The sequence below is a fragment of the Pseudomonas laurentiana genome (genome assembly GCF_014648275.1).
Classification (GTDB): domain Bacteria; phylum Pseudomonadota; class Gammaproteobacteria; order Pseudomonadales; family Pseudomonadaceae; genus Aquipseudomonas; species Aquipseudomonas laurentiana.
Map to the genome: position 1 here is coordinate 132,538 of NZ_BMQU01000013.1, position 12,814 is coordinate 145,351.

General features: G+C 59.9%; 10 protein-coding genes and 1 pseudogene. 2 read left to right on the forward strand and 9 right to left on the reverse strand.

Features of this window, described 5'->3' with window-relative positions; genetic code table 11:
• Positions 1–61: 61 nt before the first annotated feature.
• The 9 genes and pseudogenes from IE038_RS15100 to gap all read right to left on the reverse strand — a co-directional run bounded on the left by IE038_RS15100 (position 62) and on the right by gap (position 9,758).
• Positions 62–421 carry a DUF5064 family protein gene (locus tag IE038_RS15100; RefSeq protein ID WP_102052845.1) on the reverse strand — a complete coding sequence of 120 codons (360 nt, stop codon included), beginning with the start codon at positions 419–421 and terminating at the stop codon, positions 62–64.
• A gap of 52 nt (positions 422–473) precedes the next feature.
• Positions 474–1,403, reverse strand: coding sequence for a carbamate kinase (arcC, locus tag IE038_RS15105; protein ID WP_163938886.1), 930 nt, complete (start codon positions 1,401–1,403; stop codon positions 474–476).
• Positions 1,404–1,508: 105 nt separating this feature from the next.
• Positions 1,509–2,519: an ornithine carbamoyltransferase gene (locus IE038_RS15110; RefSeq protein WP_163938884.1), complete on the reverse strand. Its 1,011-nt coding sequence runs from the start codon at positions 2,517–2,519 to the stop codon at positions 1,509–1,511.
• A gap of 69 nt (positions 2,520–2,588) precedes the next feature.
• A complete protein-coding gene (gene arcA / locus IE038_RS15115) occupies positions 2,589–3,845 on the reverse strand; it encodes an arginine deiminase (RefSeq protein WP_189395863.1) in 1,257 nt (418 codons plus the stop codon).
• A gap of 33 nt (positions 3,846–3,878) precedes the next feature.
• Positions 3,879–5,306, reverse strand: coding sequence for an arginine-ornithine antiporter (arcD, locus tag IE038_RS15120; protein WP_189395864.1), 1,428 nt, complete (start codon positions 5,304–5,306; stop codon positions 3,879–3,881).
• 572 nt (positions 5,307–5,878) lie between these two features.
• Entirely contained in the window at positions 5,879–6,634 is a 756-nt protein-coding gene (locus IE038_RS25335) for a methyl-accepting chemotaxis protein (protein ID WP_407682260.1), read from the reverse strand.
• 102 nt (positions 6,635–6,736) lie between these two features.
• Positions 6,737–8,017: pseudogene (locus tag IE038_RS25340) on the reverse strand (methyl-accepting chemotaxis protein); the annotation flags it as partial.
• A gap of 125 nt (positions 8,018–8,142) precedes the next feature.
• A complete protein-coding gene (locus IE038_RS15130; RefSeq protein WP_163939013.1) occupies positions 8,143–8,541 on the reverse strand; it encodes a YbaN family protein in 399 nt (132 codons plus the stop codon).
• 215 nt (positions 8,542–8,756) lie between these two features.
• Positions 8,757–9,758: a type I glyceraldehyde-3-phosphate dehydrogenase gene (gene gap, locus IE038_RS15135; RefSeq protein ID WP_163939015.1), complete on the reverse strand. Its 1,002-nt coding sequence runs from the start codon at positions 9,756–9,758 to the stop codon at positions 8,757–8,759.
• A 267-nt stretch (positions 9,759–10,025) separates the two neighbouring features.
• Between gap and edd the strand changes: the two genes are divergently transcribed.
• Together edd and IE038_RS15145 are read left to right on the forward strand one after the other, a co-directional pair.
• On the forward strand, positions 10,026–11,852 hold the full coding sequence (gene edd / locus IE038_RS15140; protein WP_189395865.1) for a phosphogluconate dehydratase: 1,827 nt from the start codon (positions 10,026–10,028) through the stop codon (positions 11,850–11,852).
• The gene (locus tag IE038_RS15145; protein ID WP_163939018.1) at positions 11,849–12,805 is read left to right on the forward strand and encodes a glucokinase; all 957 of its coding nucleotides are present in this window, start codon (positions 11,849–11,851) and stop codon (positions 12,803–12,805) included. Before edd ends, IE038_RS15145 begins: the two co-directional genes overlap by 4 nt.
• Positions 12,806–12,814 lie beyond the last annotated feature (9 nt).

Genomic DNA, 12,814 nt, shown 5'->3' on the forward strand with positions numbered 1-12,814 from the left:
ACGGTCGAATCGCTGGCCGGTTCGTGCCCGTTGAGCGCGCGGGTGGTGACGCCCGTGACGGCTAGCCGAGATGTTCCGGTTTGATCGGGTCTCCGGGTTTGACGTCGAGTTGTCGGCGCACGTCTTCGAACACCTGGTCGTAGTAACTGTGCATTGAACCGATGCCGGCGGTCTTGGGCATGCCGTATTGCTGGGCGATACGTGTTGCATGGCGGGCAAAGTCGAAGGCCTGATCCTTGGGCAGGAAGAACGGCTCTTTCAGGGTATTGCCCTCAATCGTGCCATGAAGCGTAAAGAGCATGCCTTTACCTTCTTTGGGGTCGTGCGTGACTTCATAGTCAAGGCACAGGTTGTAGCTGTAGTCATCCTTGTTCAGCGCATGGCGCTCGAAGTGCAAATGACCGGGTTCAAACTTGGCCATGGTGTGCTCCTTTGGGGTTAGAACTGACGGGCGCTAAGGCCCGTCACAGGGGTCAAAGGTAGCTGATGCCAGCCTTGGCCGTGCTGACGCGAGTGCCTGCAGTACCTTTGACGATGTCTTCGATATCGGCCAACGATCCGATGACCGCCACTTTGCCGGTGTTACGGGCGAAATCGCAAGCCGCCTGCACCTTTGGTCCCATAGAGCCGGCTGCGAAGCCGAGTTTTTCCAGCTCGTCCGGGTGCGCCTGGGCGATGGCTTTCTGGGTTGGCTTGCCATAGTCGATGAATGCAGCGCTCACATCCGTGGCGATCACCAACAGATCGGCCTCCAGTTGTTCGGCCAGCAGTGCCGAGCACAGGTCCTTGTCGATCACGGCCTCGATGCCCTGGAGTTTGCCGTTGGCATCGTACATCGTTGGAATACCGCCCCCACCGGCACAGATCACGATACTGCTCTTTTCCAGCAGCCATTTGATCGGGCGAATTTCAAAGATGCGCTTGGGTTTCGGGCTGGCGACCACACGCCGGTACTTGTCGCCATCCGGGGCGATCGCCCAGCCTTTCTCCTTGGCCAGGCGCTCGGCGTCTTCCTTGCTGTAGACCGGGCCGATTGGCTTGCTCGGGTGTTTGAACGCCGGGTCGTTGGCATCCACTTCGACCTGGGTCAGCAAGGTGGCGAAGGGCACCTCGAACGCCAGCAGGTTGCCCAGTTCCTGCTCGATCATGTAACCGATCATGCCTTCGGTTTCGGCGCCGAGCACATCCAGCGGATAGGGGGAAACCGACGTGTAAGCCGCTGCCTGCAGCGACAGCAGGCCCACTTGCGGGCCATTGCCGTGAGCGATGACCAACTGATTACCGGGGTGCACCTTGGCGATCTGTTCGGTGGCAATCCGGATATTGGTGCGCTGGTTTTCCGCAGTCATCGGTTCGCCACGGCGCAGCAGAGCGTTACCGCCCAATGCAATAACGATACGCATGGTGATGTCCTTTTAGCGAAATGGGAGAAAGCATTCTGGTTGCTTGGCCATTGTCACGTGTGGGAGTAGACAACGCTGCTCCCACACGAGCTTGAGGGCGAGGACCTACAGGTCTGCCAGGGTCGATACCAGGATCGCCTTGATGGTGTGCATCCGGTTTTCCGCTTGCTCAAAGGCAATGCAGGCCGGCGATTCGAAGACGTCGTCAGTGACTTCGATGCCATTGGCCAGGTGCGGGTACTGCTCGGCGATCTGCTTGCCGACCTTGGTGTCGGAGTTGTGGAAGGCTGGCAGGCAGTGCATGAACTTGGTCCGAGGGTTGCCGGTGGCTTTCATCAGTTCGGCGTTGACCTGATACGGCAGCAATTGCTGGATACGTTCGCCCCAGGCTTCGACCGGTTCACCCATGGACACCCAGACGTCGGTGTGGACGAAGTCGACGCCCTTGACCGCCGCTTTCGGGTCTTCGGTCAGGGTGATGCGTGCACCACTTTCCTCGGCGAATTTTTTGCAGCGAGCAACCAGATCGCTATGAGGCCAAAGGGCTTTGGGCGCAGCAATGCGCACATCCATGCCCAGTTTCGCGCCGATCAATAGCAGCGAGTTGCCCATGTTGTTGCGGGCATCGCCCAGGTAGGCGTAGCTGATGTCGTGCAGCGGTTTATCGCTGTTCTCACGCATGGTCAGTACGTCGGCGATCATCTGGGTTGGGTGATATTCGTCGGTCAGGCCGTTGAACACCGGTACGCCGGCATACTTGGCCAGTTCCTCTACGATTTCCTGCTTGAAGCCGCGGTACTCAATGGCATCGTACATGCGTCCGAGCACGCGGGCGGTGTCCTTCATGCTTTCCTTGTGACCGATCTGCGAAGAGTTGGGATCGATGTAGGTCACGTTGGCGCCCTGGTCGTAGGCGGCCACTTCAAAGGCGCAGCGTGTGCGGGTCGACGTCTTTTCGAAGATCAGCGCAATGTTGTTGCCTTTGAGGTGCTGCTGTTCGGTACCGGTGTACTTGGCACGTTTCAGGTCGCGTGACAGGTCAAGCAGGTAGCGCAACTCGCGTGTCGTGTGGTGTTCCAGACTCAGCAGGTTACGGTTGTGGATGTTGAACGCCATGATGATTCTCCTTGGATTCGGTGATCGGCCCGGCCAACGCCGGATAGGCATGGCCGGGGTGATGGTCGTTTAGTAATCGATAGGGTCACGTACGATTGGGCAGGTCATGCAGTGACCGCCGCCGCGACCACGGCCCAGCTCACCGGCGCTGATGGTGATGACTTCGACACCGGCCTTGCGTAGCAGGGTGTTGGTGTAGGTGTTGCGGTCGTAGCCAATGACCACGCCAGGTTCCAGGGCCACCACGTTGTTGCCGTCGTCCCACTGTTCGCGTTCGGCGGCGAAGCTGTTGCCGCCGGTCTCCACTACGCGCATTGCCTTGAGGTTCAAGGACTCAGCCACCACGTCCAGGAAGGCTTTGTTCTCCCGACGTACGTCCAGGCCATAGGCGTTCTTGCTGTCTGGGCGAATGATGAACGGGACGATTTCCTTGACCACTTCCGGGAAGACGGTGACCAGATCGCGGTCGCAGAAGCTGAACACGGTGTCCAGGTGCATGGCAGCACGGGATTTTGGCAGGCCGGCGACCACGATCTTCTCTGCGGCGCCCTTGGCGAACAGCGATTGCGCGAGTTGACCGATGGCTTGACGCGATGTGCGTTCACCCATGCCGATCAGGACCACGCCGTTGCCGATCGGCATCACGTCGCCGCCTTCCAGCGTGGCCTGACCATGGTCCTTGTCCGGGTCGCCGTACCAGATTTCAAAGTCGGCGTTGGCGAATGCCGGGTGGAATTTATAGATGGCCGTGGTCAGCAAGGTTTCCTGGCGTCGTGCCGGCCAGTACATCGGATTCAGTGTCACGCCACCATAGATCCAGCAGGTGGTATCACGGGTGAACTGGGTATTGGGCAGCGGTGGCAGCAGGAAGCTGGAGTGGCCAAGGTAGTCGCGGTACATCTTGATGACGCTGGCACCTTCGCTGTCCGGCAGGTCTTCGCCGGCCACACCGCCGATCAGGAATTCGGCCAGTTTGCGGGGTTCCAGGCTTTCCAGCCAGCTGCGCACTTCATTGGTCAGGCCGACGCCGACGGTGTCCGGGGTGATCTTGCGGTCGAGAATCCACTTCAGGGCTTCGGGCTTCTGAATGGTCTCGGTCAACAGGTTGTGCATTTCCAGCACTTCGACACCGCGTTCACGCATCTTGGTGACGAAGTCGAAGTGGTCTCGCTTGGCCTGGTTGACCCAGATGACGTCATCGAACAGCAGCTCGTCGCAGTTGCTCGGCGTCAAGCGCTGATGCGCCAGGCCGGGGGAGCAAACCATCACTTTGCGCAGTTTGCCGGCTTCGGAGTGTACGCCGTACTTAACTTTTTCCGTGGACATGGCTTATTTCCTCCAAGTTGCGAATACGGGGGGTTACAGGGTCAGGAAGCCGTCATACAGACCGTAGGCTGCCACCAGGGCGCCAACGATCACGGCGGCGAAGATCAATTTCTCCACATTGGTAAAAATCGGTTGGCCGATCTCGAGCTTGGCCTTGGCGAACAGAATCACGCCGGGGGCATAGAGCAGGGCCGAGAGCAGCAGGTACTTGACGCCGCCTGCGTACAGCAACCAGATCGCATAGATCAGGGCGATGGCGCCGATCACCAGGTCCTTCTTGCGTTCGGCCAAGGCTTGCTCATAGGTTTCATTGCGCACGGCCAGCAGCACGGCGTAAGCAGCCGACCATAGGTAAGGCACCAGGATCATCGAGGTGGCGAGGTAGATCAGCGACAGGTACGTACTGGCAGAGAACAGGGTAATGACGAGGAATATCTGCACCATGGCGTTGGTCAGCCACAGGGCATTGGCCGGTACCTGCTTGGCATTCTCGCGGCGCAGGAACTCGGGCATGGTGTGATCCTTGGCCGCTGCGAACATGATCTCGGCGCACAACAGTACCCAGGACAGCAGCGCTCCCAGCAGGGAAATGACCAGGCCAACACTGATCAATACGGCGCCCCAGTGACCGACTACGTGCTCAAGCACAGCAGCCATCGACGGGTTCTGCAGCTTGGCCAGTTCAGGCTGGGTCATGATGCCCAGTGACAGCACGTTGACCAGCACCAGGAACAGCAGCACGGTAACGAAGCCGATGACCGTGGCCTTGCCCACGTCCGAGCGCTTTTCTGCCCGCGCCGAGAAGATGCTCGCACCTTCGATACCAATGAACACCCAGACGGTAACCAGCATCATGTTGCGCACCTGGTTCATCACGCTGCCCAGGTTAGGGTTCATGTTGCCCCAGATGTCAGCGGTGAAGATGTCCAGTTTGAAGGCAAAGAGGGTGATCAGGACGAACAGTACTAGCGGTACGACCTTGGCGATGGTGGTGATCAGGTTGACGAAGGCGGCTTCCTTGATTCCGCGCAGGACCAGAAAGTGCACGGCCCATAGCAGGATCGACGAGCCGACGATCGCTGCGGGAGTGTTGCCCTCGCCGAAGATCGGGAAGAAGTAGCCCAAGGTGCTGAACAGCAGTACAAAGTAGCCAACGTTGCCGATCCAGGCGCTGATCCAGTAGCCCCAGGCCGATGAGAACCCCATGTAGTCGCCGAATCCGGCCTTGGCATAGGCATACACCCCGCCGTCAAGGTCCGGCTTGCGGTTGGCCAGAGTCTGGAAGACGAAGGCGAGGGTCAGCATGCCGATCGCGGTAATGGCCCAGCCGATCAGAATTGCCCCGACATCCGCACTGGCGGCCATGTTTTGCGGCAGTGAAAAGATGCCACCACCAATCATCGAGCCCACCACAAGTGCGACTAGTGCACCGAGCTTTAGTTTTCCAGGAGCGTCTGACATTGGATAACTCCATTCCAGGAGAAGAGAGGGGCCAGAATAAAATCGGCGACCTGTGGATGAACTGATGTAGGTCAGTTCATGGGTACATTCCATTGTTGTTCAAGTAGTTAGGTGGTGTATTCCCGTATGTTCTGTAAGTTCTACAGCCCTTGCCTGGCGTGGCTTCCATGGTTTTTTAGAGCAATGTATCCAGGGTGTTTCGAGCTTTTACGCTAGCCCCTTTCTCAGGAATCGCAAATTTTGTCGAGAGAAGTTCCTATTCATTTGATGGAGATCAAGTACTGTTCAGGGCTAGTGCTTTAGTGCCGTGGGTCATAGAGGTATTGGTTATTAGCGCTAGGGTTTGAATTCGTGATTACCTATAAGCGCGTACGCAATAAAACTGTTTAATTCAGGGTGCATCGCTAACGTTACAAATACGGGACAGGGGGAGGTGCTTGAAGGCTTGAAGGCGGGAAAGGCAACCGCTATGGGTTGTATCGGGGGGAGGCATTGCCGGGGCGGGGCTTTGCTGGCCTCTGCAGACGCGACCTGGGATCGACTTCTGCAGCGGCCAGCAATGGGCTAGCGGGTCAAACCTTGAACTGCTCGATCAAGGCCATCTGTTGCGAGGAGAGGGTGTTGAGTCGATTGCTGACCTGCGCCGTTTCCGCTGCCTGGCCGGTCAGGGTTTCAGTGACGCCGCGGATCGCCGAGACGTTGCGGTTGACCTCTTCTGCCACTGAACTTTGTTGTTCGGCGGCGCTGGCGATCTGAAGGTTCATGTCACTGATGACCGTCACCGCTTCGCTGATGCGGGTCAGGGCTGCGACAGCCTGGTGAATCTGCCCGGCGCTTTCTTGAGCCTTGCCTTGGCTTGCGTGCATGGTTGCGACCACATTGCGGGTATTGCTCTGGAGGCGCTCGATCACTTGGCGAATTTCTTCCACGGACTCCTGGGTGCGTTTGGCCAGGTTGCGCACCTCATCGGCGACCACGGCGAAGCCTCGGCCGCTCTCGCCGGCACGTGCGGCCTCGATGGCTGCATTGAGTGCCAGCAGGTTGGTTTGTTCGGCAATGCTGCGAATGACTTCCAGCACTGAGCCAATCTGCTCGCTGTTGGTCGCCAGGGTTTCGACTTCGCCAACTGCTTTGCTGACGTCCTCGGCCAGCAGCGTGATATCACGGGTGCTGCGCTCGATGATCGCGCTACCATCTTTGGCTGACTGATCGGCACCCCGGGCGGCATTGGCAGCACTGGCGGCACTGTTGGCGACATCATGGGCGGTGGCGCTCATTTCATTGGACGCGGTAGCCACTTGATCAATTTCACGGAACTGCACTTGCATGCCGTCACTGGTGCGCTGGGCAATAGCCGAGGACTGGTCGGCGGTGGCGCGCGCTTGAGTAATGCTCTGCTTGATCTGGGCGATGATCGGTTGCAGTTTGTCGAGGAAACGGTTGAAGCTGCCGGTCAGTCGTCCCAGTTCATCCTGGCGGGCATAGTCCAGGCGTTGGGTCAGGTCGCCGTCGCCGCTGGCGATGCCTTCAAGCATCGCGGCCACGCTGTTCAGTGGTCGGGTTACGCCGGTGGCTGTCATCCAGATCACCAGCAGGCCACCAAGACCGGCCAGGGTGGCGAGTAGCACAACCTTCAGGGTGCCGCTGGTACGGGCCTCTTTCAGCACCGTTTGCAGTGCACTGGCATCGGCCAGCAGCACGTCTTTTGGCAGGTCGATCAACACAGCCCAGGGTTTGCTGCCCGGAATCGGTTCGACCGGGTACAGGGCACGAACCATTGCACCCTGCTCAATGACCTGAGGGCGCTTGTCGGTAAGCCCTTGTAGCGCCTGCCGACCTTCCTGCCCGAGGGCTTGCTCTATGCCTCGGCCGACTTTGCTGGCGTCATTGCTGTTGGCGGCGAGCAGGCCGTCCGGGGAAACGACCAGCAGGTGGCCGGCACCGTCGAACAGTTCACGCTGGGCTGCACTGGCCGCTGTTTGCAAGTCGTCCAGCGCCATGTCGACGCCGGCCACACCAATCACCTTACCGTCGCTGAGCAGCGGAACGGTGATACTGGTCATCAGCAGTTTCTTGCCGCCGACGGTGTCCTCATAGGGTTCCAGCAAGCAGGGTTGGCCACTGTTGAAGGTGCAGGTGTACCAGCTGTTGTAGGGGGTGCCGCTGAGATTGAGTTCGGTTTTGGCCAGATCCGCTTCGATAATGGAGGTGTTCAGCCCAGTGCCTTGGGCACGGCTCCAGTAGGTGGCGAAGCGTCCGCTGTCGTTGCCGCCATTGGCCAGCATATCGACGTATTCGCTGTCGTGACCGTCCAGCGCATTGGGCTGGAACACCAGCCAGAGGCCAAGGATGTCGGTGTTGCGGTTGAACGCTGTCTCCAGGCTATGGCTCAGTGCAGCGCGCACATTGGCCGCGCCCATTGTCTGGGCCTGGCCCATCTTGCGAAGGTCCAGCGCCTGGTCGCTGACACCGGTGACCAAGGTCAGCTTGTTGCTGAAGGTGCGCTTGAGCAGCTCGGCCTTCTCACCCGCTCGGGCTTGCAGCAGCGCCTGTACGTTGCGGGTGAGCATGGTGCTGCTGGCTTTATCAACCAGTTGATCGCTCTCGTGGGATTGGTACAGGTTGATGCTGACAACCAGGGCGACGACGCCGAGCAGGCAGAGGCCAGAGAGCAGAACAATTTTCAGACGAATCGAAAGCGTGTCGAACATGAACGTACTCGCAAATAGACGGATCGTTGAAAGGCCGAGCTGCTCGGCGCTGTTCGCCAGATGAACTGAGCGATATCAGGGCATCGGCGCAACGTCGTTAGACTTTAGTCTTATATGGCGAGTGGTCATCTATTTGTAACAGAGACCTGTTCCGGACGTGACCATATCCACACGTTGACCAGGCCCATCCCCGCCAGGGCACAGAACAGTGGCCAGCGATGCTCAAGCAGCATCAGCATCAACGCGCTGCACAGCAGCATGCTGACTGTGGCGCTGAGCTTGGTCTTGCGGGTGATTACCTTGCCGTTGTGCCAGTTGTGCAGCATGGGGCCGAACAGGCGGTGATGTTCCAGCCAGTGGCTCAGGCGCGGCGAGCTGCGGGTGGCGGCCCAGGCCGCGAGCAGAATGAACTCGGTGGTTGGCAGGCCGGGTACGACAATGGCGATCAGGCCTATCGTCAGGCTTGTATAGGCCAGTAGCCCGAACATCAGGCGGGACAGTTTGGAGGCGGGTGGGCGAGGCATGAGCTCTTTGACTGCGCTGGTAAGGCCCGGTTGCCGTCAGTGGCGATAGCGGGCTTGATCGGAACTACGCCGCGCAGTGTGCGGCCTTCGGCGATGAAGATCCAGCACGTCTTGGTTTGGCCACCCGCGTTTGCGGGGTGCAGGTACAGCAGGAACATCGTGGCGTGCCGCGAAGGGGAGGCGCTCCCCTTCGCATGGTTATCGCCTGCACCTGCTCATTGCGCGTTGCACAGCGCCAGGCAGTTATCCAGCATGCGGTTGGAGAAGCCCCACTCGTTGTCATACCAGGCCAGCACCTTCAACAGTTTACCGTTGGCCTTGGTGTGGTTGGCGTCGAAAATCGACGACAGCGGGTTGTGGTTGAAGTCGCAGGAAACCAGCGGCAGGCTGTTGTAGCCCAGAACTTTCGAGTGTCGGCTGGCTTCCTTGAGCAGGGCATTGACCTCTTCGGCACTGGCCTCACGCTTGAGGTTTACCGTCAGATCGACCAGCGACACATTGATCACGGGTACCCGTACCGCCATCCCGGTCAGTTTGCCGGCCAGCTCCGGCAACACCAGGCCTACCGCCTCGGCGGCGCCGGTCTTGCTCGGGATCATCGATTGGGTCGCCGAGCGCGCACGAAACGGGTCGCTGTGGTAAACGTCGGTGAGGTTCTGGTCGTTGGTGTAGGCGTGGATTGTGGTCATCAGGCCTTGCTCGATGCCCAGTTCGCGGTGCAGCACCTGTGCAACGGGAGCAAGGCAGTTGGTGGTACAGGAGGCACTGGAGATGATCTGGTGCGATTGGCGCAGGATGTCGTGGTTGACCCCGTACACAATGGTGGCGTCGGCGCCCTTGGCCGGTGCCGAGATAATGACTTTACGTGCCCCGGCAGTAAGATGGGCGGCCGCCTTGGCGCGGTCAGTGAACAGCCCGGTGCATTCAAAGACCACATCGATGGCTTCGGCCTTCCAGGGCAGCTCGGCAGGATTGCGAATGGCGCTTACCGCGATGCGGTCACCGTTGACGGTCAGGCTTTCCTGATCGAACTCGACACTGGCCTCGAACATCCCATGGACGCTGTCGTATTTGAGCAGGTGAGCGTTGATCGCGCTGTCACCCAGGTCGTTGATGGCGACGACCTGCAGGTCCTGACGGTAGCCTTGGGTATAGAGTGCACGAAGAATGTTGCGGCCGATGCGGCCAAAGCCATTGATTGCAATTCGTAGGGTCATGGAGCTGCCTCTTGCAGACCAGGTGAAGCCCGAGATGCGAGTAAACACTTCACTGAATCTGATTTTGTTGTTGGAATAACAAGATTATTCCTAAAAAAATAGAAAACAAGCCTTTTTGATGGCAGTATTTTGTTCAATATACAACGAGCGACCAAGCGGGTCGTCCTCCTGATACGACCGATCCCCTGCATAAGAGCCTAGGCGGGGATTGGCGATAAGGGAAACTGCCGCACAGATCGCAACCACCGCTAGCCTGGAGTCCAGTACATGCATCCGCGCATCCTTGAGGTCACCGAACGGTTGATCGCTCGCAGTCGTCCTACCCGCGAGCGCTACCTGCAACTGATTCGCGGAGCCGCCAGTGACGGCCCGATGCGAGCCAAGCTGCAATGCGCCAACTTTGCCCATGGTGTGGCTGGCTGTGCCCCTCAGGACAAGCAGAACCTGCGCCTGATGAACTCGGCCAACGTCGCCATCGTCTCGGCCTACAACGACATGCTCTCGGCGCATCAGCCCTACGAGCACTTCCCCGATCAGATCAAGCAGGCATTGCGCGAGGTCGGATCGGTCGGTCAGTTCGCAGGCGGTGTGCCGGCGATGTGCGATGGTGTCACTCAGGGTGAGCCCGGCATGGAACTGGCGTTGGCCAGCCGCGAGGTGATCGCCATGGCGACTGCGGTGGCGCTGTCGCACAACATGTTTGACGCAACGCTGTGCCTGGGGATCTGTGACAAGATCGTTCCCGGACTGATGATGGGCGCGCTGCGTTTCGGTCATCTGCCGACGATGTTCGTCCCGGGTGGGCCGATGCCGTCGGGGATCTCCAACAAGGAAAAAGCCGACGTGCGTCAGCGTTATGCTGAAGGCAAGGCCAGTCGCGAAGAGCTGCTGGAGTCGGAGATGAAGTCCTACCATAGCCCTGGCACCTGCACCTTCTATGGCACCGCCAACACCAACCAGTTGCTGATGGAAGTGATGGGGCTGCACTTGCCGGGTGCATCGTTCGTCAACCCCTACACGCCATTGCGTGATGCCCTGACTGCCCATGCAGCGCAGCAGGTCACGAGGATGACCAAGGCCAGCGGCAACTTCATGCCATTGGGCGAAATCGTCGACGAGAAGGCGCTGGTCAATTCCATCGTTGCCCTGCATGCCACGGGCGGCTCGACCAACCATACCCTGCACATGCCGGCTATTGCCCAGGCGGCAGGTATCCAGCTGACCTGGCAGGACATGGCCGACCTTTCTGAGGTCGTGCCGACGCTGTCGCATGTCTACCCTAACGGCAAAGCCGACATCAACCACTTCCAGGCCGCGGGCGGCATGGCGTTCCTGATTCGCGAGCTGCTTGATGGCGGCCTGCTGCACGAGGACGTCAACACGGTTGCGGGGCACGGGCTGCGCCGCTACACCCAGGAACCGTTCCTGGATGAGGGCAAGCTGGTCTGGCGTGATGGCCCGACGGCCAGCCTGGACGAGAGCATCCTGCGCCCACTGGCCCGTCCATTCTCGCCTGAGGGCGGTTTGCGGGTCATGCAGGGCAACCTGGGGCTGGGCGTGATGAAAGTCTCGGCGGTGGCCCCGGAGCATCAGGTGGTCGAAGCCCCGGCACGGGTCTTCCACGATCAGCAGGCATTGGCCGACGCCTTCAAGGCCGGTGAGCTGGAGCACGATTTTGTCGCGGTGATGCGTTTTCAAGGACCGCGCAGCAATGGCATGCCAGAGCTGCACAAAATGACGCCGTTTCTCGGTGTGCTGCAGGACCGTGGCTTCAAGGTGGCGCTGGTCACCGATGGGCGCATGTCTGGCGCCTCGGGCAAGATTCCCGCAGCCATCCATGTCTGCCCGGAAGCCTTCGATGGTGGCCCGCTGGCGCGGGTACGCGATGGCGACATCATTCGTGTCGATGGTCATACGGGCACACTGCTGGTACGTGTCGATGAGGCCGAGCTGGCGGCAAGGCCGCTGGCGCAAGCGCCAACCGGCAATGACCTTGGCTGTGGGCGCGAGCTGTTCGGTTTCATGCGCCACGCGATGAGTTCGGCACAGCACGGCGCCAGCGCCTTCACCGCCTCGCTGGAGGCGCTCAAATGAAGCGTGCGCTGGTGGGTGACATCGGTGGCACCAATGCCCGTTTTGCCCTGTGGGAAAACGATCGGATGCACTCGGTCAAGGTCTATCAGACCGCCGACTACACCAGCCCGGAACAGGCCATCGACGCCTATCTGAACGACCATGACCTGGCGCGTGGCGCCTTGGGCTCCGTGTGCCTGGCGGTCGCCGGCCCGGTGGACGGCGATGCGTTTCGCTTCACCAACAACCACTGGCGGCTCAGTCGGCAGGCGTTCTGCAAGACCCTGCAGGTGGATGAACTGCTGCTGATCAACGACTTCTCGGCCATGGCCCTGGGCATGACACGATTGCAGCCTGGCGAGTTTCGCGAGGTGTGTGCCGGGCAGGCTGAAGCGGTGCGTCCGGCGGTGGTCATCGGCCCGGGTACAGGCCTGGGTGTCGGTACCTTGCTGTCGTTGGGCGAAGGGCGCTGGATGGCCTTGCCGGGTGAGGGCGGCCATGTCGACCTGCCGGTTGGTAACGCCCGTGAAGCGGCGATTCGCCAGCAGATCGAACGTGAGATCGGCCATGTCAGTGCCGAAACCGTGCTCAGTGGCGGCGGCCTGCTGCGCTTGTACCAGGCGATCTGTCTATTGGATGGTCATCGTGCGGTGTTACAGACCCCGGCTGCGATCACTGAGGCAGCCCTGGCCGGCGAACCGTTGGCGTGTTCGGTGATTGAGCAGTTCTGTCGCTTCCTGGGGCGGGTGGCGGGTAACAATGTCCTGACCCTGGGGGCGCGCGGTGGTGTGTACATTGTCGGCGGCGTGATTCCGCGTTTCGCCGAGCTGTTCCTGAACAGCGGGTTTGCCGAGTGCTTTGCTGACAAGGGCTGCATGAGCGGCTATTTCAAGGGTGTGCCGGTATGGCTGGTGACGGCCGAGTTTTCCGGCTTGCTTGGCGCCGGTGTCGCCTTGCAGCAGAAACAGGCCTGAGGGTCTAAG